The sequence below is a fragment of the Pseudodesulfovibrio nedwellii genome (assembly GCF_027923765.1).
Taxonomy (GTDB): Bacteria; Desulfobacterota; Desulfovibrionia; order Desulfovibrionales; family Desulfovibrionaceae; genus Pseudodesulfovibrio; species Pseudodesulfovibrio nedwellii.
The window spans coordinates 2586014-2612856 of sequence record NZ_AP026709.1; the positions used below are offsets into that span (position 1 = coordinate 2586014).

Annotated in this window: 18 protein-coding genes, 2 tRNA genes and 1 riboswitch; of the genes, 12 read left to right on the top strand and 8 right to left on the bottom strand. The window is 46.7% G+C overall.

The genetic code is table 11. The features are described 5' to 3' along the window. Positions 1-62: 62 nt before the first annotated feature. Positions 63-1565, bottom strand: a complete 1503-nt coding sequence (locus SYK_RS12140) for a sensor domain-containing diguanylate cyclase (protein ID WP_281760534.1) — start codon at positions 1563-1565, stop codon at positions 63-65. Between the two features lie 254 nt (positions 1566-1819). Here SYK_RS12140 and SYK_RS12145 point away from each other — a divergent pair, with 254 nt between their 5' ends. The 4 genes from SYK_RS12145 (at position 1820) to SYK_RS12160 (ending at position 5946) form a co-directional block, all read left to right on the top strand. After that, positions 1820-3445 carry a glycosyltransferase family 4 protein gene (locus SYK_RS12145; protein WP_281760535.1) on the top strand — a complete coding sequence of 542 codons (1626 nt, stop codon included), beginning with the start codon at positions 1820-1822 and terminating at the stop codon, positions 3443-3445. Positions 3446-3614: 169 nt separating this feature from the next. Beyond that, a complete protein-coding gene (locus SYK_RS12150; RefSeq protein ID WP_281760536.1) occupies positions 3615-4049 on the top strand; it encodes a 4Fe-4S binding protein in 435 nt (144 codons plus the stop codon). Next, a complete protein-coding gene (locus SYK_RS12155) occupies positions 4042-5796 on the top strand; it encodes an aldehyde ferredoxin oxidoreductase N-terminal domain-containing protein (protein WP_281760537.1) in 1755 nt (584 codons plus the stop codon). The genes SYK_RS12150 and SYK_RS12155 overlap by 8 nt, the downstream gene beginning before the upstream one ends. 74 nt (positions 5797-5870) lie before the next feature. Then, positions 5871-5946: transfer RNA gene (locus SYK_RS12160), tRNA-Phe, on the top strand. 88 nt (positions 5947-6034) lie between these two features. Here SYK_RS12160 and SYK_RS12165 read toward each other — a convergent pair. From SYK_RS12165 to SYK_RS12180, 4 genes are all read right to left on the bottom strand, one after another. After that, positions 6035-6646: a hypothetical protein gene (locus tag SYK_RS12165; RefSeq protein ID WP_281760538.1), complete on the bottom strand. Its 612-nt coding sequence runs from the start codon at positions 6644-6646 to the stop codon at positions 6035-6037. A 15-nt stretch (positions 6647-6661) separates the two neighbouring features. After that, positions 6662-7342 carry a recombinase family protein gene (locus tag SYK_RS12170; RefSeq protein WP_281760539.1) on the bottom strand — a complete coding sequence of 227 codons (681 nt, stop codon included), beginning with the start codon at positions 7340-7342 and terminating at the stop codon, positions 6662-6664. An 800-nt stretch (positions 7343-8142) separates the two neighbouring features. Further along, positions 8143-8799: a hypothetical protein gene (locus SYK_RS12175; RefSeq protein WP_281760540.1), complete on the bottom strand. Its 657-nt coding sequence runs from the start codon at positions 8797-8799 to the stop codon at positions 8143-8145. Between the two features lie 168 nt (positions 8800-8967). After that, positions 8968-9291, bottom strand: coding sequence for a BRO-N domain-containing protein (locus SYK_RS12180; RefSeq protein WP_281760541.1), 324 nt, complete (start codon positions 9289-9291; stop codon positions 8968-8970). Between the two features lie 306 nt (positions 9292-9597). Here SYK_RS12180 and SYK_RS12185 point away from each other — a divergent pair, with 306 nt between their 5' ends. From SYK_RS12185 to SYK_RS12200, 4 genes are read left to right on the top strand one after another with little or no spacing between them, the layout of a single operon-like run. Continuing rightward, entirely contained in the window at positions 9598-10035 is a 438-nt protein-coding gene (locus SYK_RS12185) for a very short patch repair endonuclease (RefSeq protein WP_281760542.1), read from the top strand. After that, the gene (locus tag SYK_RS12190; RefSeq protein ID WP_281760543.1) at positions 10028-11488 is read left to right on the top strand and encodes a DNA cytosine methyltransferase; all 1461 of its coding nucleotides are present in this window, start codon (positions 10028-10030) and stop codon (positions 11486-11488) included. Before SYK_RS12185 ends, SYK_RS12190 begins: the two co-directional genes overlap by 8 nt. A gap of 42 nt (positions 11489-11530) precedes the next feature. Further along, positions 11531-13273: an McrB family protein gene (locus tag SYK_RS12195; protein ID WP_281760544.1), complete on the top strand. Its 1743-nt coding sequence runs from the start codon at positions 11531-11533 to the stop codon at positions 13271-13273. Positions 13274-13275: 2 nt separating this feature from the next. After that, on the top strand, positions 13276-15189 hold the full coding sequence (locus SYK_RS12200) for a DUF2357 domain-containing protein (RefSeq protein WP_281760545.1): 1914 nt from the start codon (positions 13276-13278) through the stop codon (positions 15187-15189). A gap of 70 nt (positions 15190-15259) precedes the next feature. Here SYK_RS12200 and SYK_RS12205 read toward each other — a convergent pair whose 3' ends face one another. Beyond that, positions 15260-16390: a tyrosine-type recombinase/integrase gene (locus SYK_RS12205; protein WP_281760546.1), complete on the bottom strand. Its 1131-nt coding sequence runs from the start codon at positions 16388-16390 to the stop codon at positions 15260-15262. Positions 16391-16575: 185 nt separating this feature from the next. Between SYK_RS12205 and SYK_RS12210 the strand changes: the two genes are divergently transcribed. Then, positions 16576-16651 (top strand) — tRNA-Phe (locus SYK_RS12210). 133 nt (positions 16652-16784) lie between these two features. Here SYK_RS12210 and SYK_RS12215 read toward each other — a convergent pair. Further along, positions 16785-19178, bottom strand: coding sequence for a molybdopterin-containing oxidoreductase family protein (locus tag SYK_RS12215; RefSeq protein WP_281760547.1), 2394 nt, complete (start codon positions 19176-19178; stop codon positions 16785-16787). A 153-nt stretch (positions 19179-19331) separates the two neighbouring features. Here SYK_RS12215 and SYK_RS12220 point away from each other — a divergent pair, with 153 nt between their 5' ends. Together SYK_RS12220 and SYK_RS12225 are read left to right on the top strand one after the other, a co-directional pair. Continuing rightward, positions 19332-19799 (top strand): MarR family winged helix-turn-helix transcriptional regulator, encoded by a 468-nt coding sequence (locus tag SYK_RS12220; protein ID WP_281760548.1) that lies wholly within the window; start codon positions 19332-19334, stop codon positions 19797-19799. A gap of 367 nt (positions 19800-20166) precedes the next feature. Continuing rightward, positions 20167-22221: a methyl-accepting chemotaxis protein gene (locus SYK_RS12225; RefSeq protein WP_281760549.1), complete on the top strand. Its 2055-nt coding sequence runs from the start codon at positions 20167-20169 to the stop codon at positions 22219-22221. 83 nt (positions 22222-22304) lie between these two features. Here SYK_RS12225 and SYK_RS12230 read toward each other — a convergent pair whose 3' ends face one another. Further along, positions 22305-24281 (bottom strand): methyl-accepting chemotaxis protein, encoded by a 1977-nt coding sequence (locus SYK_RS12230; RefSeq protein WP_281760550.1) that lies wholly within the window; start codon positions 24279-24281, stop codon positions 22305-22307. Between the two features lie 687 nt (positions 24282-24968). Further along, a riboswitch (Fluoride riboswitch) is annotated at positions 24969-25030 on the top strand. Positions 25031-25187: 157 nt separating this feature from the next. Here SYK_RS12230 and nhaB point away from each other — a divergent pair. Then, the gene (nhaB, locus tag SYK_RS12235; RefSeq protein ID WP_281760551.1) at positions 25188-26810 is read left to right on the top strand and encodes a sodium/proton antiporter NhaB; all 1623 of its coding nucleotides are present in this window, start codon (positions 25188-25190) and stop codon (positions 26808-26810) included. The last annotated feature ends 33 nt before the right edge of the window (positions 26811-26843 follow it).

The following is a 26843-nucleotide window of genomic DNA, read 5'->3' on the forward strand; positions in this document are numbered from 1 at the left end:
CGGAGACAAAAAAAGCCCCTGCCCGATACAAATCGGGCAGGGGCTTTTGGGAGTGCGTGTTACTACTGCATTGCTGACCGGTTGCGGTTGATGGGCTTCTGCCCTGAGACGACAACCATGTTTCGGCCATTATTTTTGGCTTGGTAGAGTGCCTTGTCCGCCTTGATGATAAGATCATCATCCGTGGTCAACGCACCACCTTCGACAGACGCTACGCCAATGGACGCGGTGATGGTGAAGTCCTGATTGTCAAAATGGAAATTGCAATCTGCGATAACTGAACGAACCCGTTCCGCGAGTTTCCAGGCAGCTTCTTCTGTTGTGTGCGGCAGGAGCACCACAAATTCTTCGCCGCCGTATCGGGCCGCGAGGTCAGTGGTACGGAACGTCGTGGTCAGGATTTCTCCAATTTTTTGAAGTACCATGTCTCCGGCCATGTGACCGTAGGTGTCGTTGACCTGCTTGAAGTGGTCGAGATCGACCATGAGCAGGGAAAGATCGTGATTGTAACGACGACGGCGTTTGATTTCATAGACAAGCCGTTCTTCAAAGGAATGACGATTGAAGACGCGTGTTAGGCCATCGTGATCTGCGCGGCGTTTGACTTCTTTGAACGTCAAGGCGTTGCGTAGGGCTAGACCGATATGGTTGACGGCAGAGCGGAATGTTTCCACCTGATCCTTGCCAAGCCGATACCCCGGTTCACAAAGTAGCGCGAGACAGCCGAATGTTTCGTGGCCGGCAGTGAGTGGCATGGTGACGAGCTTTCCGTCTTCAGGCATCAGGGCATATTCGGGCCGCCGGGCGGAATCGGTGTGCAGGATGTTGAATCCGTTAACCGGCCCGCTGCCCATGAAATTGGCTGAGGCCATGATGTTTTCCACCCAAATGGATTCGGATTCGGGTGGCATTTTGCCGTTGAGGAAAATTTCAACGTCGGCCACTTCTGATTCCTGTTGATGATTCCAGAAGGCGGCATGCAGCATCTTGATGGGCAAAACCAGACTGAGGGTGTCCTTGGCGTTGGCGAGGATGGTGGAGGCATCCAGACTTTCGGTTGCCGAAGCGAGCACCTTGTTCAGAAACATGAGCTGGTCTGTTTTGCGGGCCAGTAATTCTCGTTCAAGAAGAATTTCTTCCGTCATCCGGTAAATATCAGAATACATGGACGTCACTTCCTTGGCGCGGAACATGACATCTTGAATCTTGGGTCGGGTGAGGGGAGTGCGGACCACGGTGAGGAACCCTTCAGCCAGAACCTGATCCATCTCAAGAGGTTTGTCTTCACCACTTTGGATCAGAATGCGCTGCGTGGAATCCTGATCACGGTATTCTTCTTTGCGGTATTCGGGGAAATCGCTCCAGACCGACCAGGGAATCCAAGCCGCAGAAGGCTTTTCATCTTGAGAAAGATCTTTGCCCAACGGCAGAGAATCGGTCGGGAAATTCCGAATGTGAAAGCCGGGGCCGACGCCGTCTTCGATCTGCTGTTTCAGCATCTCGTCAAGTCCGAGCCCCCACATGAGCTCTGGTCGTCTGCCTCGTTTTATGGCTTGTCTTGGCATGTCTCCACTTCTCCTTGAACGTCAAATCATTGACGAGCGTCTCACTCGCACCAAGAGTTGAGCAAGATCGGGGCCAAATATTGATAATCGTGTGCAGTTAAAGGTGTCGACCCTTTATAATGTTATTAACATGCTTGATTCATGGATGAAAAATGGAAGCTTAATATGGAGGTACTGAGGAGTGGGCGGAAAAAAATGCCTGTGGTTTTCCGCAATTCATTGACAAAAGGGCGGGGAACGGTTTTTACGAGAGTATGGCGAAAAAACAACGCATATGGGGTACTCTTGATCCCTTTTTTGAGGCCGGACCGGTTCTGGGTCGCATGGTAGCCAATACGACGTTTTTGCGAGCGTTGTTGGATGCCGACCCTTTTGATGAATATCATTTTTTTCTTTCAGGTCGGAAGGAACGGGACGCCGTGGGGAAGGCCTTGCGGGAAATTGTTCCTGCATTGATGGAGGCGGGGCGGGTACGGCTTATGCTTCGGCACGAGCTGGCGGGTATGTTGACCCAGGCCCACTATCATTGTTTTCATTTGTCCGATTGCATCACGAGTCAGCCGTTCATGGCTCGTATGCGCAATCGGTATAGCGAGCATATTTTTCCGGTAACCGGCCCCATTCATTCTTTGAGTTATTGCAATTATGGGACTGCGTTCTTGCAGCATCTGTGGCCCGGTACGACTCGACGGGATAGTATTGTCTGCACTTCCAGAGCCGGGAAAAAGGTGGTGGAGCAATATTTTGATTGGTTGAGAAATGGTTTTGGTTTGACCGAGATCAGTTATCCTGCACCTTTGCTCACTCGTATTCCCCTGGCAGTTGATACTTCGATTTTGACGCCGGGACACAAAAGGGAAAATGGACCGGTCAGGCTGTTGGTTTTTGGTCGCATTTCTCACCATTCAAAAATGGACGTGGTTCCGCTTATTCGTGCTGTGCATCGGTTGGTACAGGATGGCATGGACCCTGCCGGTGTGGAGATCGTGCTGGCTGGCTGGGCGGACGAAGATGATAATGTCCGTACCACTTTGACCAATCTGGCTGCCAATGCCGGGATTGCTCTCCATATTCATTTGCGGCCTGATGAGAAGCAGAAGCTGGAGCTTTTCCGTTCTGCGGATATATTTGTTTCCATCGCTGATAATCCCCAAGAGACATTTGGTATTACTTTGGTGGAAGCCGGAGCGTTTGGCCTGCCAGTCGTGGCTTCTGATTATGACGGATATAAAGATATCGTGGAACACGGGAAGACAGGCTTGCTTGTCAGGACTACTGGTTCAGACAGTACCCCGGATGTGGATCTTGAAGCTCCGCTGACTTTTGACAGTGACTATCATCTGCGTCTTTCCCAGCGAACAGCGGTTGATATCCCTCTATTGGCCGACGCCCTGAAACGACTCATTGAGTCCTCGGATTTGAGACAATCCATGGGTGTGGCCGGGCGTAAGCGTGTTGAAGAAATGTTTTCATGGCCCACGGTTATTAAGCAATATGTTGAATTGTGGGATTCTTTGTGGAGCGAGCCGGTTGATGCTGACTCACTTCGGGAGAGAACACATCCGTTGGCCCCGGAATTTGGTCGTATATTCGGGCATTATACCAGTGATGTCCTGCGTGATGAGACCATGCTCAAAACAGGGCGCACAGGTGAAGCTTTCTATCGCGGTCGGGATTTCCCTAACCTCTATGCCGGGCTTGATATGGCCATTGATATGGAGATTGTTAAAAAACTCGCCTTTTTCGGAAGGAAGCCGGTTGACACCCACACCTTGATACGCAAGGCTTCCGAAGTCGCACCGACCATGGATGATACTCAGATTAAAAATCATATCCTGTGGGCGCTCAAACAGGATATCTTGGAACATACAGATAAATAACCTTTCTCCATAAGTCTTATAGTCCGGGGTCGATAGAAGGCCCCCTTCGAGCGGCTTCATACGATTTTGGAAAAGAGAAAGGATTGGTTGTCTGAGAGAAGAGGGAGCGGAACACCCTTTTCACAGGGTTTTCTTCCCCTTCTTCTCTCAGTCACCGGAGGCAACTTTTATGAAAGCACTCAGAGCTGTGCGGATGGAGCGATGTATCGGCTGCCATTCGTGTTCGTTGGCCTGTTCAAGACAGGTCCACAAATTTCTTTCCTGGAATAAGTCTGGCATTCGTATTTCGTCGTCGGGCGGTCTATCCACCGGCTTCGAAGCTCGGGTTTGTCTGGCCTGTAACCCGGCTCCATGCGCCGAAGCGTGTCCAACTGGTTCGCTTTCACAGCGCAGGGATGGTGGTGTTATTCAGAACAAGAAGTTGTGCATACGTTGTGGCGAATGTGCCAAGGCCTGTCCTGTGGACGCTATTTTTCTTGATCATGAAGTAAATCCGTATGTATGTATCCATTGCGGTCAATGCGTGCAGTTTTGTCCGCATGACTGCCTTGAAATGGTAGAACTGCCCAAGCAGGAACAGGAAGAAGGAGGGGGCGATGATTAGAGACTTCTTCCGTGTCATGATGGTCAATTTGACCACAGGCAAGACCAATATTATCGAGCGTCCCGGACGGAACGAATATCTGGGTGGTACCGGTCTGGCGGCAAAGCTGTTTGAAGAATTCGGTCACGTGGATCGCCATTGGGACGACCCGGAGCAGCCCGTGATTTTCGCTATTGGGCCGCTGACGGGGTATTTCCCGCTCATGAGTAAGACCTGTTGCGCGTTTCGCTCGCCGTATCATAATGAGTATACCGAAAGTTATGCAGGCGGAAAATCCGCGTTGTCTCTTCGGTTTGCCGACCTTGATGCATTGGTTATCACCGGCAAAGCACCGCGACTGACTGCTTTGTGTGTCGGTTCTCGTCGCGTGGAAACTCGTGATGTAGAGTATATGCGTGGATTTGATGCCATTGCCACGGGGCGCGTGCTCAGAAAGATATTCCCCGGCTCAGGGCGTCGATCCATCATGCGCATCGGCCCTGCGGGTGAAAATTTGTCGGCGTACGCCTGTATTAACGTGGACACCTATCGCCATTTCGGACGCATGGGTGGTGGCACGGCTATGGGCGTGAAAAACCTGAAAGCCATCTGTATCCTTGGTGACCGAGGATTCGCATTGCCCGAAGGCAAACAGTATCCCAAGTTGTACAAACACATTTATAAACAGCTCACCACCACTGAAATGATGGCCAAATACCACGGTCTTGGTACGGCGGTGAATGTCAAACCGCTTAGTGAGTTGAAAAGTCTGCCATGGAAAAACTTGCAACAGACTTCCAGTCCGAAAGCCGAGAATATCTCTGGTGAGACCTTTGCTGACGATACGCTGCTGAGAAATGCAGCCTGTGCTGGTTGTCCGGTCGGCTGCATCCATGTGGGTTTTGTTCGCGAACAGTTTCAGACCAACAATCAGTATCTCTACCGGCAGGTAGGGTATGACTTCGAGCCGATTTTTGCTTGTGGGGCGATGATCGAGGTGACAGAGGCCAGTGACGTCCTGCGCATTTTGGATGTCATTGAAAAGGAAGGGCTGGACTGTATGTCCGCAGGCGTGGCTCTGGCCTGGGCCACTGAAGCTCTGGAAAAGGGTGTCATCAGCGAGAAGGAAACGGTTGTAAAGTTGAACTGGGGCGATGCTGAGACTTACATGGCCGCCGTGGAGTTGTTAGGTCGGCCACCGAATGAATTTTATCGTCTTCTCGCATCTGGGACCATGAAATGCGCCAAGGTGTATGGTGGTGAGGACTTCGCATGCGTGTTGGGTCAGGAAATGGCAGGGTACGCCACAGGCGAAGTATTCTTTGTCTCCGAGGCCTTGGGGTTCCGTCATGCCCATTTGGACTCTGGTGGCTACTCTTGGGACCAGAAACACGAAGAGCAGGATGTAACCGCCGCGCTTGATTTCCTTGTGGACGATGCTCGTGATCGTATCGTGCTCAACTGCATGGTCGGCTGTCTGTTTTCACGCGGCGTGTACAATGATGACCTTTTGGCCGAAGCTATGGAATCTGTCGGTTATGGCGAACTTCATGGAAGTGTCTCAGAAATAGGTGATCGAGTGCAACGTTTGCGCTGGCGTCTCAGACTTCAAATGGGCTACCGCCCGGACAAGGTTAAAATTCCTAAACGATATAAAGAGATTACCACCTGGAAGGGCCCTCTGGATACGGATTATCTTGAAGCTTTACGCTCCGGTTATGCCGCCAGAATCCTCGAAATGGGTGCTCCTTTGAAAGATAAAGAGTAAAAAAAACGGCTCATACTGAAAAAAGAGGTTGCCAATCGGCCCTCATTTCGGTAAATCCCATTTCTCGACAGCGTGCTCGGGTAGCTCAGTCGGTAGAGCAGGGGACTGAAAATCCCCGTGTCGGCAGTTCAATTCTGTCCCCGAGCACCACGCGATATCAAAGGCTTTCATCTTAATTGGTGAAGGCCTTTTTTCTTTGTCCGGTAAACATACGGTAAACTCTTGTCCTTTTTCCTTCCTATCTTCTAAACCAGTTCCACGGCAACCAGCTTTTGAGCATTTCCTTGATTGCCTTTCGTTGGTCATGCCGAATGATACCTAACGCCAGTTCGGCAACTTCGGCAAGCTCCTTCCGTCCTTCTTCCTTGAGTCTCTGCTTTTCTTCCGCAGGCATTGCTTCTCGATAAATTCTTTTCTCTTCACTGCTTTTGAATGTAGACCAGTCATTGCCAGTGTCATTACTCAGCTCCAGCCACCCTCTATCAACAATTAATCTTGTATCGTCGTATTTATCGGGTTCGTAATATCGCCCGAAGAAACGCATAATCTCTTCGGAGTCATGAGACTGTTTCCACAACTCCAGCCCGGACAGTTTCGCTAGGGTTTTATCAGGCACACCATCAAGAGTCTTGTCCGAAATCATAACAAGGTATAGCCGTAAATCCTCATTGACGCGAAATCCAATTGAAGCACATCCGCATCGCCTATAGTTCTCATCGCTAGGGGGAGTTCTATATACGTTTAGTGACGGCATTTCTTTGATCAACTTCTTTAAATCGTCTCGACGGTGAATACTGTCATGGATATACTTACGAGTTTCTTTCTCTTGTTCTTCTTTAGTCCGAGGCATTGTTTCACCTTTACCTTAAGTTGCCCGATCTAGTCGTTCTGCAAGTCTCTTCACACTGGCGGCATACCATCGCCCACCCCGTGCGGTCTTAATCCTTTTGGCGTTCATTTCTTTTGCTATTCCCGCAAAGCTTGTTGTTCCATCTTCCAGAATCTCTTTAAGAGTGCCGCGTAGTTTTTCAGCTCTGTCGTTAGCATTTGCCTTTATCGCAGCAACTCCAAGATCATTGCCGTACTTCCTCAGGTGCTTGGCCCCATTAGGGCAACCGAGCTTCACTCCTCTGGCCTTTGCCGCCTTGAGTGCCGCCTTGGTCCTCTCACTAATCATTTTGCGCTCATGCTGAGCCATCACAGCCATTATCCCAATAGTCAGCTGGTTTGCCTCAGGCATATCCGCACAAACAAACTCCACCTCGCTCTTCTGGAGTCCAAGCAGGAAGTGTGCATCACGCGAAAGACGATCCAATTTGGCAATAACCAATGTCGCTCCAGTCAGCTTGCACCGCTCCATGGCTTTAGCAAGTTCTGGACGGTCATTTTTTTTGCTTGACTCAATCTCAACGAATTCATCCAGCAATTCCCCGTAGCCACCGTTCAGGAAGCCTCCTACAGTTTCTCGCTGGGCTTCGATGCCAAGGCCACTTTGCGCCTGCTTCTGGGTCGATACTCTGAGGTAAGATACGAATGTATTTCTCATGACAGCTGTCCTACGGGTACTTTTATCAAATTCACTTACGTCCATTAGGGAATTTGATAAGGTATACGATTCAGGAAGTCAAGGGATTGGAATAGAGCCAATAATAGCGCAAAAATCCGCTTGTTATGAACAAAAAGTTTCGAGATTTCTTTCTTTTTTCAATCTTTAAGAGGTTTTATAGTTGGAACTAGGGGGTATCTCTTTGTTGTCAGAATTAGCATATGCTTGGGTTATTTTTAGGGGTGTTCAAAAATTTGCCAGCCCCCTGCCTTGCTTGAATATTGTTCAATTTTGACAGGAGGGGGTCGCACGTTCGAGTAATGATTGTTTTTTCGTTTGTTTCGAGATTTCAATTCAAAATTGACAAAGCTAGGATCCAACCCAATGCAAGCTGGGCAGTCAACGAGCGGAGCGAGTCTGCACAACTTGCCCGCTGCCCGCGTAGGGCGCAAAGCGAGCAGAGCGAGCAATGCTATCTGTTGTTGAAAACTCCGAGTCGTTATGAGGAATTGTTTTTTACTTCTTAAAACAGACAAAAAAACGGTGGGTGGTCTTTTTCGTATTTCCCAAACAGAACATCCCAGTAAAGCCCCAGTATTAACCAAAGAGTTTTGAGCGGAGCGAAGAACGATATAATCAATATCATAGACACTAAAAAGTGTATTTCTTTATGAAATGTTGCAAATTTCTTTTATTGTCCGGTAATAGCAGAAAGAAAAAAAATACTGAATACACACAAAGTATAAATTATGCTGAAAAATGAAACGTTGTGTGTATGAGATGAAATTTTTTGCGTATATTTATACACACAAAGCCAAACCTTGTTTCAATAACCCTACACGTATATCTTCTCGGAGAGCCATCCTATTGAGTCTTGGATAACAGCTATATGTATTATTCATACCATATCGCCAGTTCCCGATGACGTACAAAGCTTGTTGTCGTCCCTTCGTATTCAATTTGATCAGAACCCCAGCGTCTGTCAGCTTCTTGAAATACTTACTGGCTGCGCTTCGTTTAAATCCTGTATTTATCTCAATTGCTTTAAAATCTGCTCGGACGACAACATCGCCATATGTTCCATCATCGTATTTTTCACTTCTGTATGGATTGCCACCAGCATCCGAAATTGAAAAGTTTCCGTCATGATCATTCCACCGAATAACGTGTCGTCGTAAGTTGTGATAAAATCGTTCAAAGCCTTCTTTCACCCTTATTTGTTTGTCGTTGAAAGGCCATGAACCTCTTGGCGGCTTTTCTGTTTGGTATCTGGCGATTTCTTGTTTTTGTACTTTCTCATATATTTTTTTAATTTTCCGATAGTGTTGGGCATCAAGGGGGGCCGGACTCCCATCTAAATTTGTGCCCCGCACTTCATAAATACAATCTTTGACTATGCTTGTGAGTTTACGTTCAAAGGCTTCAAATGTTTCGTCGACATTATCTATACGGGACATGTGGCATATTCTCCTTATAATATTAGCTGATAAAATTTCGTAAAATTTGCGTATCTGATGTATTTGCAAAAGGGGAATGTGTCAACTATCTATCTAAAATATTTGTACTTTGCGTCGATTGATGGGGAATAAGCGCAACTAATACTGTCAGGATTACCCGACTGAATTTTACCGTTGCTGGGATTGACACATGTCATGCAGCCTGATCGCCGGAAGGACTTCGGAGGTGATCCACTTTTTGAAAGTCTTGGCTTCGGGTTTGCGGGAACGGAGAATCAGACTGTAAAGGCCGGATTCGTTGATAGTTGTAAGGTGACGTATCTGACCTTCATACTGTGAAGGACAGGTTGATTTCTCATCCGAGTCCAAGCCAGACAAAGTACGGGATGGATTCACAATCCCCAAAGCATCACACACATCCTTGGCAACAAACCACGGATCGCCGTTGTCGTCGGTCAGGGTGCGGACGGGAGGATGATAGAGAGTAGACATTAGGCCTTGATATCTGTCACGTCGACATGGACAAACGTACCCACTGAATCCCAATTGTCCAAGCTATGTCCAAAGGCCAAGAGAATATACTCTATTGTCTTTTGTGATTTGCGCCGTTTAAAAATATGTGTGCTGTGGTGGGCCTGCTTGCTGTAATCCTTCCCTGTGTGAGGGGGTAAGTTGCCGTTAATATGGGTGTTTCTTCAAATGACAACTTGTGCCAAGTGTGTTAATCGAATTAAATTCTCAATAAGAAAATGGATCCTGTCTGGGGGGCATTTCATTCTCTATAGCTGGTGTGTGGTGATGGATAGAATTAAGTCTGATATTTTTACCCCTGAGAAACGTAGCGAGGTAATGAGCAAGATCCGTGGCAAAAATACTCGCCCGGAACTGTTTGTTAGGTCTTTGCTTCATAGAATTGGTTACCGGTTCAGGTTGCATAGGAAAGACCTGCCGGGGAAGCCCGACTTGGTACTATCAAAGTATCGCACTGTTGTATTTGTCCATGGATGCTTTTGGCACCAGCATGATGGTTGCAAATCGTCAGGCTTCCCGAAAAGCAATCAGCCTTTCTGGAAAGAAAAGCTATTAAGGAATAAAGCTAGAGATAAAAGAAATATTGCAGCACTTGAAAGTCTTGGCTGGAATGTGATCGTTGTTTGGGAATGTGAGACGAAAGTTAAGAATAAAGAAAAGTTAGTAGAAAGACTGATAGAAGAGATTGAGAATAAAAATGTCTGAATGGGTGAATAAGAAAATTACAAAGGCTAAAAAGCGCGGTTACTACAGGACTGTTGATCTTTTTGCTGGATGTGGTGGCATGAGTCTTGGTTTTGATCGTGCTGGCTTTAAGTCTGTCGCAGCTATTGAGCTAAACGATAAGGCTAGGGACTCACATGTGTTAAATTTTTCCCAGAAAGTGTCATGTGGGTATAGGTCCTTTTCGGACATCCGAACGACCCCGCCAGAGGTCGCCGTTGAACACCTTTGTGTCGGTGGGGATTCTGCAGAAACTGCCGTGGATGTTGTCGTTGGTGGGCCGCCTTGCCAAGCTTTTTCAAGACTTGGTCGTGCTGCTCTTTGGCGGTTGGCTGGTAAAGATTATGCCCATGCTTCTGATGATCGCGCAGCTTACTATTTAGACTATTTAAGGTATATAACAGCGCTTAAGCCCTTAGCGTTTGTGATGGAAAATGTGCGAGAAATCGGTAAATTTGTGAAAAAGAATATTGCCGAGGAAATAGCTGTTACCGCTGAAGCATTGGGCTATGAGACTCGCTATGCTCTTCTCAATGCCGCTTGGTACGGTGTACCACAGCTTCGCGAACGGATGTTTATAGTGGGGATTAGAAAGGAATTTGGTGTCTTTCCTGAATTTCCTTCTATTGAACGAAAATATAATCTTCCTGTGGGGTATTCAACAGCTAGGGCAGGAAATGGACACGCCCAAGTCCTTTCCCCATGTGATCATTATGTGGATCACTTCAAGAAGAAATCTCGATTACAACCTGCTGTGTCCGCCTCTGAGGCTTTTTATGACCTTCCCCCGATTACATGGCATCTTGATGGAAGGAACGGTAAAGGGAATAAAAGGGATACCAGTAAGTTCTTTGATTACTTGAAAAGGGACTCTACATTTTCAAAAAAAATGAAGGAATGGCCCGGATTTCGATCGCAGGAGCAGTTTGATGGGAATGTCATACGTTATACTCCGCGTGATTATGAAACATTTAAGCGCATGCCTCATGGGGGGATGTACCCAGAAGCTCTTGAGACCGCGAATGCAATTTTTATTGAACGCATAGCTGAAGAAGAGAAAAAATTGGGTGTTAAAATCAAGGAGAGAAGTGAAAAATGGAATGAAGTATTTAAAGCCACGGTCCCTCCGTATAAGAACAACCGGTATCCCAACAAATTTAGGAAAATGTGGCCTGACCATCCCGCTAGAACGGTTCCTGCACACATAGGGAAGGATTCATATTCCCATATACACTTTGACAATGAACAGGCGAGATGCATTTCGGTTAGAGAAGCGGCAAGGCTTCAGTCCTTTCCCGATGCTTTTCGTATTGCAGGAAGTATGAATGCTCAGTTGACTCAAATAGGCAATGCCGTTCCTCCTCTGCTGGCTTGGGCGGTAGCCAAGGCGCTTGACGATCGGCTGGATAAAGGGTTTATGAATATTTGTCGATGAATTTGTATTTAAATAGCTTGAGGCGTCGAGATGTCAAAGATTGTGTTTGCAGCAAGAGAATTTGCTAAATCTAATTTAGGTTGGTTTATGAAAACCCGCCAAACAATAGGTGAGGCGTCTGGTAGAGAGCGGGCAATTAATATTAATCGCGATGTTTTTGATGTTTGGTTTCCCAACAAAGGAGAGGATACTTCTCCAGAAAAGATTAGAACCCGATATTTTGATGGTAATCAACTTATTCAAGGCCTGCATGAAATTGTTGATGATAAAAGAACGATTCGCAATCAGGGCGGGGGTAAGAATTGGCGTTTAGCCGGTGACGGAATTCAAGGTGATTGGTATGATGTCAGATTAGGTGATTTAATGCTTATGGCATTTGATACAGCTTCTTCAATCCTTGCTTGGGTTGTAATACGTCAAGGCGGAGATTCATCACGTAGCATATCTGCAAAAGAAGAGAGTGTTTATCAAAGGGTTCATGCAGAGTTGGGCGATGGAAATCGGAACATGTGGATCATTCCACCGCTAAGAGCGGCTAGGATTAGCAGTATCATTTCAGATATTTTTCCAAAATCCGGAGAGTTACTCATGCTAGACAAAGCAATGCAAACTGAATGGGAAGCAGCTTTGGATGAAATGGGATTTGTTGTGGGTAATAACGTAGACTTACGCCTTCCGTTGTCCTTAAAAGCGAAGCGGTTTGTAATCCTTTCAGGGTTATCCGGCTCAGGGAAAACCCTTCTTGCAAGATCATTTACTAAGTGGGTCACTGAATCGTCAGAGCAATATGAGATTGTTGCTGTAGGTGCCAATTGGATATCAAATGAAAATATAGTTGGGTACCCGGATGCTTTGGATAGGGAACGGTACGAAAAGACAAAGGCTTTGGAATTAATTCTCAAAGCCGACAGAGATAGAAGCAAACCATATTTTTTGATACTGGACGAAATGAATTTGTCACATGTTGAGAGGTATTTTGCCGATTTCCTTTCAGCGATTGAATCCCCCAGTGAACCCTTGAGGTTTCATTATGACGCCAATGGGCGTGCAGGAGTTCCTTCAAACATCGCCTCTTTGCCGAGCAATCTTTTTATAATTGGCACTATCAACGTAGATGAAACTACATATTTATTTTCACCAAAGGTTCTTGATAGAGCCAATATAATTGAATTTCGAGCAACAGGAGAAGCCTTGTCTGGTTTTCTGTCCTCTCCTGTAAATGCAAAATCCGGTGTTATCGAATCCAAAGGGGCAGGCTTCGGGGTTCACTTTGTAGACTCTGCAAATGACGATTCGGCAGTGACGGTTGCGGATCCTCTTGTTGCTGCTATTGTGAGAGGAGAGCTTGTTGCCCTCTTTGATTTGCTCTCCAGATACAATTCAGAATTCGGATTTAGAACCAGCTTGGAAATATTGCGATATGTTGAATTTTTTAGGAGGACAATGGATCCGATTGTTGCCGAAGATATTGGTACTTTTTGTCGAACTGCATTGGATACGCAGATCATGCAGAAGATTCTTACTCGGCTCCATGGTTCGAGGAAGAAATTGGCACCAATACTAAATGAGTTGGAAGTGTTTTGTGTTAAGCATCATCGGTGGGCTTCAGTCCCTTCTTCCGGACAAGACCCTCGTGAGATTTTAATTAACATTGATGAATTGTCCCCTGACGAAAATATTTCTTCTGAAGAAGGCTTAGATCCATTTTATTCTCTCAGCGCCGAAAAGATCAAACGAATGAAGAGCAAGCTTGAAGAAGGGTTTGCTAGTTATGCGGAGGCCTAAAGGTGTTTGTAAAATCTGAATCATTAATGGAAGCGGTGTGCTTTTATGATGATTCTGGTGTGAAACTTTGCGAAATGGAACTTGCGGTAAAAGCCGGTTCAATCCCCCCTCCCATTGTTCGGTTATCGAAAGATGAGGCTCGGGAATTTGGGGAGGAACAAATTCAGCTTTTAGAATCAACTCGCTATCACTACATCCTGAAAAAACCACTGGTTGAGCTTGAAGAGAAAAGTGGAATTGTTGAACGGTCGCCTTTTGCGTCCTCAACACAAGATTATGGTACAATTAATACGGGAAATCTTACAGGCCTGCTTACGCTTCGATTGTTAAAAGAAGAAAAGCCTATTGGCCTTGCTCGTCTTGAGGTGCGGTCTAAAAAGGTCGGGTACAGGGAAGACTATCAACAGATGCTGCAGGATATTGCAGATCATTCGATTGAGTTATTACTTAGACTTCCAGCTACAACAGAAACGCGATTGACTTCAGACTTATGCCTTGATGCTCAGTCGATCCAACAAAGATTTTTTTTCCTTCGAGCACTACTCTCATCTTCTGACTTCAATGACGCTATCAATCAAGTCACTTCAAGGCCTCACGTATCTCTGCGGATTTCACAAGAGAGGCAACCTACGAGCAAGGGAATAATGGGGCGTGAAGCAATCCGTCAGTTGAGTTATGGATCTTCGAGGGTATCGCTGCCTGCCGGTCATCCCTTATCCCACAGACACCCTGCTTTAAAATCTTTACCAAGGAATGTGGTCAGAAGCACTGCGGAGGAGACTGTTGATACTCCTGAAAATCGTTTTGTGAAATTTGTTGTTGAGGACATGAATAATTTGTTGTCTTCAATTGAAAAAACAATAAAGGCGGCACACCCTCCACTTGCTTGGGGGCAGCGTTTTATAAAACGGGAAGTTTTGCCTCTACAAAATAAACTGGAAGAGATATTAGGAGCGCAGTTTTTTCGGAAGGTAAATGGATTTAGCGGTGTTGACTTTGGTAGCCCCGTTCTACAGAAAAAACAGGGGTATCGGGAGATATTGCAGACTTGGCTTAAGGCGAATGCGGCGGCGAAATTGGCTTGGAGGGGCGGGGAAGATCTTCATCAGGGAGGACAGAGGGATATCCCGACACTTTATGAGTATTGGGTGTTCTTTGTGATTTGGAGTGTTTTAGAAAGGTTGTGCTGTAGGGAATTGGCAACGGCCACATTGAATCTCTTTGAATCGTCTACAGATGGTTTTGGCCTTAAGCTTCGGTCTGGTAAATTGTTTAGCACCGGTGGTTTAAAAATCCTCCATGGTGGAGCGCGGCTTAGGCTTCAGTTTTCTTACAATAGAACATTTAATGTACCTTCATTGAGCAGGGTAACGAAGAGGATTGACTACGAATCGTCATATCCTTCCTCTGGATCTTGGACTCGAAGCATGCGTCCGGATTTTACGATTTCTGTTTGGGCTGAAGAGATAACCTCTGAAGAGGCTGAGCTGAATAACAGTATTTGCCACGTCCATTTTGATACAAAGTACAGTGTTTCTGACATCATGACAGTTTTGGGTCATCCTAATGAAGAAGTTGATGTCATAAAAAAAGAAGAGCGATTTGGCTGCTATCGTCGGGGTGACCTACTTAAGATGCATAGCTATAAGGACGCCATTCGACGAACACACGGTGCGTATATCATCTATCCGGGGAATAGTAGCAAATATTCGCAAGGGCCGAAAGGATATCATGCATGGCTTGAGTTTCATGAAGTCTTGCCGGGGCTAGGTGCGTTTCAGATTTCTCCGGGAGTTAATAGCGATCAATCGGCCAAGGTTCTGCATGGTTTTCTTTTAGATATACTTGATCAGTTTGTTTTAAAAGAGAGTAAGTTAAGTCAAACGAATTGTCTTATTGGTGAAATCAATAAGTAGTGCCATTTGATGTGAAGGGTGGCCTGTGCGTGGGTAGATATCTTTTGAATTTAATTGGCGCAATGGGACTTTAATCCTTGTCGTAACGAAGAATATTATCCGCTTCTTTCATACCTTTTTTTATCAACTCGTCGGCTAAATGAGCATACCGCTGGGTCATGGTCACAGTCTTGTGTCCAAGGATGTGTTGGAGTGTGTAAAGATCGACTTTGCCGGTGCTGATAAGCCTTGAAGCAAAAGTATGCCTTAGGTCGTGAGGGCGAATCTTTGGGCGCAACTTGGCAGCGGCCTTTATTCGTGTCCACGGCCAGCGGTAATGAATCTTTTTCCCGTTGGTTGAGTGAAAAACGAGCTTGGAACGTGTTCGCTTTTCTGCTTGGGCCTCGGCGAGGATGTTTTTCATCATGTCGTTTATGGGCAGGTACTGGTATCGCCCTTTGACCATGCTCTTTATCTCGAACCGGATGACATTGTTTTCGTAGTCCACATCCTGCCACGTCATGTTGAAGACTTCCCCTGTTCGTTTCCCTGTAGCGAGACAAAACAGGAAAGCAAGGGCTACCATACGGTTCTTCCATGTATCCAGAACGGCCATGAGACGGTCTAACTCCGCATCGGTGAGGGGATTGGTTACTTGGTTGTCGTAACGCGGCATATCGAGTTTTTGGGTCGGATTGATACCTTCATAGAGTCCGTTTTTAATGGCATAGTTGAAGAGGCGACTGACGAGCTTTATGTTTTTGGCGACCGTCTCCATTGCGAGAGGTTTCCGAGTCCCCTTGGTCTTTCGCATACTTTTCATGGAGCACATGAACTCGGCTATGTCTTGAGGTGATATTTCGTTCAGTCGTATTTCGCCAAATCGTTTTTGGACGCGGGTCTCCCAGACTTTGCGCCATGATCTCGGCGACTTCAGGCGGGAGTTGTGTAGTTTGTCGAATCTGTCCCAGACTTCCTGCATTGTTGGCACCGGTATTTTCTCTGGCATTATGGCCGCGATGGTGATGTCGTGTTTCCATTTTGCTTCGATCTGTTCGGCAAGCTTTAGCGAGTCGACAGTCTTCGTCTTCCAGCGGCCTCGTATTTTGACCATGACCTTGTACTTTCGGTGGTGCTGGAGGTTGGTTTTGCATTTGCGGCAGGACTTGGTACCGAGCTTGTAGGTGCAGTAGCAGGATGTACATTGAACGCTTATCGCCATGATTTCTCCGGTAAACATACGGTAAACTCATGACGGTTTTCCTTCGGATATCGTCATGAGTTCCCTTGGTTGATATTCAACCCATATGTTTACTTTGGAGACAGAATTAATGACCGAAATAAGTAGTCTTTTAAACTACTTGCCAATCGGCCCTCATTTCGGTAAATCCCATTTCTCGACAGCGTGCTCGGGTAGCTCAGTCGGTAGAGCAGGGGACTGAAAATCCCCGTGTCGGCAGTTCAATTCTGTCCCCGAGCACCACGCGATATCAAGCCCTTACGAAGTTTTCTTCGTAAGGGCTTTTTCGTTGTTTGGTGAAATGTCCGCGAGAAGTTGAAGAAGATCCCCGTGTTTCTTCAGCGTGAGAGTCTCGACGTCGTGATTCTGTGCTGTGTTAATCTTTATCGTTCTTTACGTTGCAGGGGAAGCCGCGCATGTGGACAGAGCCGCTGATTTTGTCCGTGAAATCGGCGTGGACGAGGAGATTCACATTTGCGCCGTCGAGGGAATAGATATCGTGCCCGGGGAGATCTAGGTCGGGGCATGTTTGCCACCAGCCGTGTTGTGTGCAGACAACATTCTGGGCAAGACCTTGAGTCAATTTGGCTTGAAGGAGAATTTTACCGTGCACTGTTTCCAATGATACGGTGGCTCCGTCCGCTATCCCGAGAGTTTCAGCTTTATCTTTATTGATTTCTAGAAAGGGTTGGGGATGTCTTTTCCTCAGAGAGGGGAAAGCTCTGTGCTGTGATTGGCAGAATTCGCGGAGTTTTGCGGTAATCAATACAAATGGGAAGTCTTCGGAATTGATTCCTGCCTTTTCAAGAATAGCGAGCGGGTCATTCCACTCGGGAAAAGGAGCCTGTTCAATATTTTTGAGTTGTTGGGAAAAAAGTTCAACTCGCCCAGTCATGCTGCTGAATCCTTTTTTCTGATATTTTTTATAGGCCACAGGTCCTTGAATAAAGACGCCCCCTTCGTTTTCTTTGAGGGCCTTAAGCGAGAGGCCGACAGGGTTCAGCATGTCATCAAAAGCAGCATCAATGTTTCCGTTCCAGAATTTGTCGGACATGCCGAGTCTTTTTGCTATTTCAAAAATAATCCACAATTCGTCCTTACTTTCGCCACGTGGAGTTGCAACTGGTTCTCGCCATTGGACCACCCATTTGTTTTCCTGAAAAGCCAATGGGTAGCCGATTCTTCCTGTTTCCCAGAAGCTGGCCGATGGTAAGACGATGTCGGCCAACTCCGCCGTTGGGTTGAGGAAGTGGTCAATATGAACATGAAAGTCTAGTCGTTTTAGGGCTTCCGAAGTCCTTTTGCTGTCAGGATTTGATGATATTGTGTTCGCCCCGAAAACGATCAGCCCTTTTATTGGGTAGGGGACGTCCTCTTCGATTGCCTTGCATATCAAGTGCGGTGGGACTGACATGATTGTTCCGGCTGGACCGAGTGGGTGATCGGGTAAAGCAATGTTTTTTTTGAACATCTCTGGTGTCACAAATTCAAAACCGAAAGGGTAATTTAGTGGAGGCATGAAATCATTGATATGGTTTCCGCCTTGTCGGTCATAGTCTCCGGTCAAGGCATAGAACAGGCATATAGCCCTGTTGGTTTGTGTTGCATTGAGGTTTTGCTCTACGCCGTTGAATGAATACCAGCATGAAGGACTGTTCTCGACCATCAAATGAACTGTTGCGATGATGTCTTTAGCCGGGATTGTGGTTGTTTTTTCCACATATTCCGGTGTGTATTGAGCAACAGATTTTCTCAAGCCGCTGAAAACGGTTTCGCACCATATTTTTTGCCCATCCGCGAGCAAAACTTCTATCCGTGCTTCGAGTAGAGGCGAGAAGTCGGTTTTTTCCCCAGGGTAATAAAATGTTGGCAGACCTGTTTCGGGGGAAATAACAGCAAAAATATTGTTGTCATTGGTCGATGAATCCAAGTCTGAAGCACGGAGTAAATCTCCGGTGTCGCACCGAATCAGCAACGGTGCGTTGGTCCAATCGGTTACAAAGTCCCTATTGTACAGAGATTTTTCCAGCATGACGTGGATCATGCCCAAGGCCAAGGCGCCATCTGTGCCAGGTTTGATCTGGAGCCATGAGTCCGCCTTGGCCGCGACTTTTGTGCGTCGTGGATCAATAACAATAAGTTTGGCTTTTCGTTTCAAGGCCGAGTTGATCTGTTGATTATAGGCGTTGAAGGTGTTTGCAGGGTTATGGCCCCATATCAGTATGCATTGTGTGTGATTGAAGTCGGGCCATCCTGCGGTAAAGTCTTCGCCCATTTTCCCGAATGTCAGAGCAGATCCATTGTCCCGATGCCAGTTGCAGATATGGGTGGTGGTCATGTGGTTGGGGGTGCCATAAATATTTGCCAATCGACGAACAAAGGGCGTTATTTCCCATACAGGAGAAGATACATTCGTTTGCGAAAAGACGAATGCTTCAGCGCCATGTTGCTCTTTAATTTGAAACATTTGTTCTGCGACGATATCCAAAGCTTCATCCCAACTTATGCGTTCCCAGCCTGGATCGCTCGCCCCTTTGGGGTTTGTGCGTTTCAGCGGGTGAGTCAGTCTTTGTTTGTTTGATACCAACTCAGGTCCGGCAAATCCTTTGGGGCAAAGAGGTCTGTAAAAATGGTGCTCTTTGTCTGGGCTGATCTTGATAAATTTGCCATTGGCGATATGTGCCACTACCGGGCAATTACTGAAGCATTGTGCACAATAGGTTCGTATTTTTCGAATGTCTGGATCAGATTTCCTTTCCGAAGTCTTCATCGTTTTCCTCCCAACGGTTCGTGTTTTTTGACTCAGAAACGCTATGAATGTTGAGGAATTCATTGTTACACATCAGAATGACAAGTTGTCAACCCTGTTGACAACTTGTCATTCTGATTGCAAAAAGGCTTATGTTCGTGTTATTCTCATCCTATGAAATATGCAGATGGTGAGAAACTTCATACGTTATTCCAAGTGCTCCAAGGAGCATGGAAGGAAGTCGAAAAGGTGGAGGAGTCGGTACATCGATCCAGCGGGTTGACCGGTGCACAAAGTAAGAATATTTCGCATTTGTTGAACAGCGGACCCATGACGATTTCAGATTTGGCGTTTGATCGGGGTGTTTCCCGTCAATCTGTTCAGGTTGCTGTCAGCGCATTGGCCGAAAGTGGCTATGTACATTTTGAAGACAACCCCAGGCATAAACGTGCAAAACTTTTGCACGTAACAGATCTTGGCTGTTCTCGATTCACCACCGCTCAGAAGGCAGAATATGAAATTCTTCGGAGAGCATTTCCGGATTTAAAGTCTGAAGATGTGGATGTGGCCGTTCAAGTCTTGCAAATGATCCAAGAAAGTTTATCGAAAGTTCAGGAGTCTAAATCGTCAAAATTTTCATGACTCTCGTGGGGTATGAAAACGGAAAAGTGCCCTTGATTAATTTTTGAAATCAAGCCCTCACGAAGAAGACTTCATGAGGGCTTTTTCTTTTGAGTCTTGGTTTTTCGTTGCTTATTGTCATTGCATGGAATCACAGTGCTTTTGTTTTTCGTGCAATAAGATAAAATGTTTTATTTTGAGTAGTTATGACTTTTTTGCAAAGGTGAATTGCGTGTTTATTGATTGGCAAGAGGCTTCTCTTGATAGCGCAACACTTGTTATGTGTCTAAAATATAATACTTTATTTCTATCTTGCTACTGGCATGCCGATTGCTTCCTTTAGGCTCTCCCGCTCAATGAGCGCGATAACTTTGCATGGAGGAACCACATGTCGGTGAGAAACAAGCTCGTTTTGGTGCTTCTGGTTTGCGTTGTCTGCTTTGCTCTGGTTTTTGGGGCGACCAAAATTGGAAGAAATATTTCCAATCATTATGCAACGCTTATGAAACAGGCACGAAATGCCTATAGTGAGCTTCTGCAATCGCGCAGGCAGGAGAAAAATTTTCAATTGCGCAAAAAATCCGAGTATATTGGCAAGGTGGCCAAACATGTCAATGAGGCCCGAGTCACTTTGCAATCCATTATTGAAGCAGATCCAGAAATGCAATCTGCATGCGACAATGCGCTCGGACTGCTTGCTGAATACAATACAAGTTTTCAAACCCTTGCCTCGGCTGAAACCGATATAGGGCTGACCATTGATACTGGTTGGCGTAATAAATTTGTGATGTCTGCCCGTGGATTGGAAAGTATTTTTAAGGAAGTCCACAGTCAGGATATAACCGTCTTGCTTTTGCAGATTCGAAGACAGGAAAAAAATTATATTCTTCGGCGTGAAGACAAATACATTGAAAGGATGAATGGTTGGATCGAGGCCATGAATGAATCCGTGGCTGTTTCTCCGCTGTTCGGTCCGCAAGAGCGAGCCGCATTTCAGGAAAAGCTTCATATTTATCTGTCCGCTTTTGACGGGTATCGCAAGAGCTTAGAATCGGCTGATAGGGGTTCTGTATTACTGATTAAATCTGCGCGAGCACTGGAACCGGTCCTTGAGGATATCCGTAATCACTATATGGAAAAGAGTGCGCAAATTGCCAGCAATGTTGATCTCGCAGTGCTGAGTATGGAAGTGACGGCCTGTGCGTTGATTATTTTATGTATTCTTTGGACGTTATTTTCAGTCACCCGACCGCTTGCTGCATTGCAAAAGTATTCGCGAGATGTGGCCGATGGGAATCTGGAAGCCCAGCCGGAAGGCACGTTCAACCATGAATTTGGCAACTTATGCAATGATCTGATGCGTATGGTGTCCATGCTGCGTGATCAGCTGGAGGCCGTCCGTCTTAAGGAGGAGGAAGCTCTGGCGCAGGCCGAAGCCGCGAGAAAGGCAATGTTAGCGACACAGGAACAGGAACTTCGTGTGCGAAAGCTGTGGGATTGCATGTCGGACACAGGAAAGCAGGCAGAAGGTATTGCCGACCGTGTGGGCATGGCAACTGAAAAAGTTGCGGCCATGCTCGTGCAGATACGTGATGGCTCACATAATCAGCATGAACGCATCATGGAAACAGCCATTGCCATGGAGCAGATGAATACTGTTGTTTGCGAAGTGAGCAAAAATGCGTCTCAAGCCACAGGGCGGGCTTCGGAGGCTCGTGACAAGGCTGTAGAGGGCGCGGGGCTTGTTCAGGGTGCGGTGACCTCTATCGAAGACGTGAATGGATATACGGATAAGATTAGTCAGGGATTGGAGAAGCTTGGCCTTCAGGTTGAATCTATTGGTCAGGTTATGGATGTTATCAATGAAATAGCAGACCAGACAAATCTGTTGGCACTGAATGCCGCCATTGAGGCCGCTCGTGCCGGAGAAGCCGGTAGAGGTTTTGCCGTGGTAGCCGATGAGGTTCGCAAATTGGCGGAAAAGACAATGACAGCTACCAAGCAAGTGGAAGAACATGTTGTTTCTATTCAGGATTCTTCCGCTAGGAATATCGAACGGTTCCGAGATGTCGTGGAAGTCGTGAAGCATAGTGCCGTTCAGGCTCGTGCATCCGGGGAAGCACAGGATTCTATCATTTTTCTGGTGGAACAAAATGTATTGAATGTGGAAAGCATTGCTTCGGCGTCCGAAGAGCAGAGTGTGGCTTCCGAACAGATATCCCAGGCCACGGAAGAAGTTCGTCAAATTGCCAAGTCGTTTACCGAAGGTGTTGAGCATGCGCATACAGCCGTGGTTGATCTCGTCGATTTGTCCGAGGAGTTGCGTGTGGGTATGCGCGAAATGCTTTCCGGTGGCGACATGACCGATAATGAAAATGGAGAGTCTGCGGTTGTCTCTTCAACACCTCCGATGGATGTCCTGAAACAGCCAATGCTCGCGTAGATTTGTGAGTTTCTGAATATATCGAGGTCCGAAATCATGAAGATTTCGGGCCTCTTTTTGACGGTTAATTGATTATTGATTTGTTAAAAGCGCTCGTATCCTTCGTCGGAATCCATGGCAATGGCGATACCGGTCGGTTCTGGCATGGCCTCTTTTGTGTGCCGGGAAGGCGCGGGCAGGGCGTTCGTCCGTCTGGATGTTCTGGTGACAACTGTCGCTGATTTGTTGTGCGATTGTTCATCTACCTTGAAGAAGGACATGGTGGCTTGAAGAGTCTGTCCTTGCGCAGAAAGCTCTTCGCTTGTGGACGCCATTTCTTCGGATGCAGAGGCATTTTGCTGAATCACCATATCAAGTTGACTGATGGCCAGGTTGATCTGAGTGGTCCCAGCGTTTTGTTCATTACTTGATGAGGATATTTCCTGTACGAGTGATGCTGTTTTTTCGATGTCCGGGACGAGGGCGTGGAGCATTTCTTCGGCTTTGTCGGCAATTCTGACACTTGAAGAGGAAAGCTCACTGATCTCTGCCGCAGCTGAACCAGAGCGTTCTGCAAGCTTACGAACCTCGGCAGCTACAACGGCAAATCCTTTCCCATGTTCACCGGCTCGGGCAGCTTCGATAGCTGCATTGAGCGCGAGGAGATTGGTCTGGCGGGCGATTTCCTCAATGATGGAAATCTTTTCAGCAATGCTTTTCATTGCATTAACAGTTTGATTGACTGCGGAACCGCTTTCCTTGGCATCAGCGGCGGCCTTGGTTGCAAGGGTTTCTGTTTCCGTGGCATTTTCTGCATTTTGGCTGATGTTGGAAGCCATTTGTTCCATGGAAGAAGAGACTTCTTCAATCGAGGCGGCCTGTTCAGTCGCTCCTTGTGAAAGAGTCTCTGAAGATGCAGACAATTCTTCGCTCCCCGTAGCGACATTGTTGGTAGCGATTTCAACGTCCGCAACTACGGCCCGCAGTTTCGTGACCATGTCATTCAAGGCTTTTGCCAACATGCCAACTTCGTCTTTCTGGTTTATGTCCAGTGTATTTGTAAAGTCTCCTTCGGACATGTTTTTTGCAAAGCTGACACCCATGGATATGGGCTTTGTGATGGCTTTAGTAAGGAAGAAGGCAGCCAGAATGCCGAGGATGAGTGCAGTTGCTGCAGTAATGATGCTCGTGATGTTCGCACTGTGGATATCGTCGAGCATTTTTGCTTTTTGATCAGCACGAGCTGCTCGGCAGATTTCATCCGCTTTTTGGGCGGCGGAAATCATGTCTTTTTCGGCTTGATTTTGTTGCCTGCTGTCTGTTGCGAATTTGTTCAGTTCCTTGAGGTAATCATCCAAAGCATTTTCGACTTCGCCGATTTGACGAATATTGGTTTGATCTTTGAAACGAGATTTTAGCGTTTCGGCTTGTTTAAGGATATTTTTTAGATTTTCACGGCTTTTTTCAAGCGATGAGCTGTCCCGATTGGCCATGAAGTCCTTTGCGTTCATTCGCGCATTGAGAAATCTTTTGACCATAGCGTTAGCGTCATTTGTCTTTATAAGTTTGTCTTCAAGTATTCGCGAGGGCGTGTTGTCCGATGCGATAAGCAGGGACAGTTGTTCCTGTTGTTTGGCGCGTAATTCTTCTGTTTTGTCGAGAGCCTTTTGAGCCGCAGCAACCATGCCCTTCAGAGCCAATATGTTTTTTTCATCAAGTTTTAAATATGTTGCAAAAGCCTTTTCATATTCCTCAGCGGCTTTGGCAACCTGGGCCATTTGATCCTTGTTTACCTGGTGGTTAAATTTTTTATTTGTAGTTTGCGTTTGATCCTGCATTTTTTTGAGGGTTTCAGCATGCTTTTCCACTGCTTCAGGCGTGTGTTTGAGCATGAAGTTCTTTTCCTGAATACGGCTTTCGAGAATGAAGCGTACAAGTCGATTGACGTCATCCGCCTTGTCTACGCGATTCTGTACGTTCTGCATTCCATTGATACCAATAACGGCAACCAAGGCTGTTAAAAGCAGGACGAGTCCGAATCCAAGGCTGAGTTTGATACCGAGTTTTAAATTGTTAAGCATAAAACCTCCGAGTATAGTTTCAGGTTGTACAGGAAGGAAAGCGTGACGTATGGGAGGTTGGTCTGTAAACAGAAAAGGTTATAAATATAAGCAGCTTAGTAATAGTTATTTGATGTGTGCAAAAAAAAGAAAAGTATATTTTTGTGTTCTGGCGAGTGTTTGCATTGAGATACTATGCAAGGGGAGAATCGGTACATTGAAGAGGAAGGGATTTCCAACTTCTCATGAAATTAATAAGCGTTATTTTATCATTGTTTTTGAGATCAAATTCTATGGAAAAGAAGGCCCGCTATTAAAGCGGGCCTTCTTTTTTCTTTATCTAGGTAGATTTTGGTTTGCTGACTATTTTGTGTACCCAGCGTGTGTCTGACACTCTGTCTGAGACGACGTGTCCACATTCGCGCAGGTAGCGCATTTTTGCTCCACCATCACCGACAGAATATACTCTTTGCCCGACCGTATGTTGCCTGAGAAAGGTCATTGCGGCTTTCTTGTAGTTCCGTGAAAATAGTCCGAACATCATCTCTCCTTTGGAGTTGAAGAGCATCCCTTTATCACCAACCTTCTGAATGGTCTATCCCTCTCTGGAGGGTGTTTTGGGTTTGATATCAGAGGCTCTTGTTGAAGATGTCCTGAAATATCAAGAGCCTCTTTCTTGACTTTCAGGAATGATGGGCCTAGACCACAACCCGCATAGGGGATGAGGTCCCCCTTGAACCGCTTGATGAGCTGATGACTTCTGCCGTGTGAAGCATGGTGGAAGTGCGTTTGAATTTCATGGGCCACATCCACGGATGTGGCCCTTTTGTTTAGTGTGGATCTGAAGACAAAGTTCGCTGCCCCGTGTGACAGCTTTCTGTTTTTTCAGGTCTGTATGGATAATCTACAGCGTTACTGGAGAATGAAATGGCCCAGCCTTTAGCACGGACTTTTGTCAACATGTTCCTCGGCAATGCCCCGGTGTGGTACAAGCTCACCATCATTGCCTGTCTTGTCTGCAACCCGATTATCATGATCACTGCCGGGCCGTTTGTGGCTGGTTGGTTGCTTATTGCAGAATTCATTTTCACCCTGACCATGGCCTTGAAATGCTACCCACTGCCTGCTGGTGGACTTTTGGCTATCGAAGCCGTTGCCATGGGGCTGACTTCCGCAGAAGTGGTGTATCATGAAGCACACAAGAACTTCGAAGTCATCCTGTTGCTGATCTTTATGGTCGCGGGTATTCACTTCATGAAGGACTTTTTGCAGTTCACCTTCACTCGAATTCTCGTGAGGGTGCGTTCCAAAAAGGTCATCGCTTTGTTATTTTGTTTGGCTGGTGCTTTTTTGTCAGCCTTTCTGGACGCACTGACGGTTACAGCAGTTATCATTGCCGTGGCCTACGGATTTTATAACGTTTATCATCGCTTCGCTTCCGGCAAAGGCAGCGGAGATTCTCATAATCTGATTTCCGACGACTCGGTCAAGCAGAAGGACCGTGAAGAATTGCTGGAGTTCCGGGCTTTTCTGCGGAACTTGATGATGCACGGTGCCGTCGGTACGGCTTTAGGCGGCGTCTGTACGTTGGTTGGTGAGCCTCAGAACCTCTTGATTGCCCATGAGATGGGTTGGCATTTTGTTCCATTCATCATCAAGGTTCTGCCTGTGTCCATGCCCGTTCTTGCTGCTGGCCTGTTGACCTGCCTTGCCGTGGAACAGTTCCATTTGTTTGGCTATGGCGCACAGTTGCCTGGTAACATTCGTTCATTTCTGTTGGAAACCGCCATTCGTATGGAGGCAGAGCAGGGACAGCGTGGTAAGGTCAAGTTGGTTATTCAGGCCTTGATCGGTCTTTGGCTCATTTTGGCTCTTGCACTTCATTTGGCCGCGGTTGGCTTGGTTGGTCTGTCTGTGATCGTTCTTTTGACCTCCATGACTGGTGTCGTTGAAGAAAGTCAGTTGGGACAGGCTTTCGAAGAAGCTTTGCCTTTCACCGCCTTGTTGGTGGTGTTTTTCGCTATTGTCGGTGTCATCCATTCGCAAAATTTGTTTGCGCCCATTCTCGGCTACGTCTTGAGCATGAAGGGGCAGAGCCAATTGGTTGCCTATTACGCGGCGAACGGTCTGCTTTCTGCCATTTCGGATAACGTGTTCGTGGCAACGGTATATATCTCCGAGACCAAGCTGCATTTTATCAACATGCTGAACGCAGTTCCCGGTATTGGGATGAGCGGTCAGGCTTTGATGGAGAAGTTGACGGACGCAAGTCTGGTCAGAGCCGATGTTATCGCCGGTCTGCCTGCCGCCGCAGCCACTCAGGTGCGGGAACTTATGGTGCATTTTGACAAGTTGGCGGTAGCCATCAACACCGGTACGAACATTCCGTCTGTGGCTACGCCGAACGGCCAGGCTGCATTTTTGTTCCTGTTGACAAGCGCACTTGCGCCGGTCATCCGTCTGTCGTACGGACGCATGGTTATCCTTGCTTTACCGTACACCATTACGATGTCCCTGACTGGTTTGGCTGCCGTGTATTATCTGTTGTAAAAATCGTCCAATAGCGCGGGGCCGCCCCGAATG

What these genes read in the sequence shown, in the direction of transcription:
- SYK_RS12140 (WP_281760534.1), bottom strand. Translation starts at nt 1,565, where the DNA reads ATGCCAAGACAAGCCATAAAACGAGGCAGACGACCAGAGCTCATGTGG.
- SYK_RS12145 (WP_281760535.1), top strand. Translation starts at nt 1,820, where the DNA reads ATGGCGAAAAAACAACGCATATGGGGTACTCTTGATCCCTTTTTTGAG.
- SYK_RS12150 (WP_281760536.1), top strand. Translation starts at nt 3,615, where the DNA reads ATGAAAGCACTCAGAGCTGTGCGGATGGAGCGATGTATCGGCTGCCAT.
- SYK_RS12155 (WP_281760537.1), top strand. Translation starts at nt 4,042, where the DNA reads ATGATTAGAGACTTCTTCCGTGTCATGATGGTCAATTTGACCACAGGC.
- SYK_RS12165 (WP_281760538.1), bottom strand. Translation starts at nt 6,646, where the DNA reads ATGCCTCGGACTAAAGAAGAACAAGAGAAAGAAACTCGTAAGTATATC.
- SYK_RS12170 (WP_281760539.1), bottom strand. Translation starts at nt 7,342, where the DNA reads ATGAGAAATACATTCGTATCTTACCTCAGAGTATCGACCCAGAAGCAG.
- SYK_RS12175 (WP_281760540.1), bottom strand. Translation starts at nt 8,799, where the DNA reads ATGTCCCGTATAGATAATGTCGACGAAACATTTGAAGCCTTTGAACGT.
- SYK_RS12180 (WP_281760541.1), bottom strand. Translation starts at nt 9,291, where the DNA reads ATGTCTACTCTCTATCATCCTCCCGTCCGCACCCTGACCGACGACAAC.
- SYK_RS12185 (WP_281760542.1), top strand. Translation starts at nt 9,598, where the DNA reads ATGGATAGAATTAAGTCTGATATTTTTACCCCTGAGAAACGTAGCGAG.
- SYK_RS12190 (WP_281760543.1), top strand. Translation starts at nt 10,028, where the DNA reads ATGTCTGAATGGGTGAATAAGAAAATTACAAAGGCTAAAAAGCGCGGT.
- SYK_RS12205 (WP_281760546.1), bottom strand. Translation starts at nt 16,390, where the DNA reads ATGGCGATAAGCGTTCAATGTACATCCTGCTACTGCACCTACAAGCTC.
- SYK_RS12215 (WP_281760547.1), bottom strand. Translation starts at nt 19,178, where the DNA reads ATGAAGACTTCGGAAAGGAAATCTGATCCAGACATTCGAAAAATACGA.
- SYK_RS12220 (WP_281760548.1), top strand. Translation starts at nt 19,332, where the DNA reads ATGAAATATGCAGATGGTGAGAAACTTCATACGTTATTCCAAGTGCTC.
- SYK_RS12225 (WP_281760549.1), top strand. Translation starts at nt 20,167, where the DNA reads ATGTCGGTGAGAAACAAGCTCGTTTTGGTGCTTCTGGTTTGCGTTGTC.
- SYK_RS12230 (WP_281760550.1), bottom strand. Translation starts at nt 24,281, where the DNA reads ATGCTTAACAATTTAAAACTCGGTATCAAACTCAGCCTTGGATTCGGA.
- nhaB (WP_281760551.1), top strand. Translation starts at nt 25,188, where the DNA reads ATGGCCCAGCCTTTAGCACGGACTTTTGTCAACATGTTCCTCGGCAAT.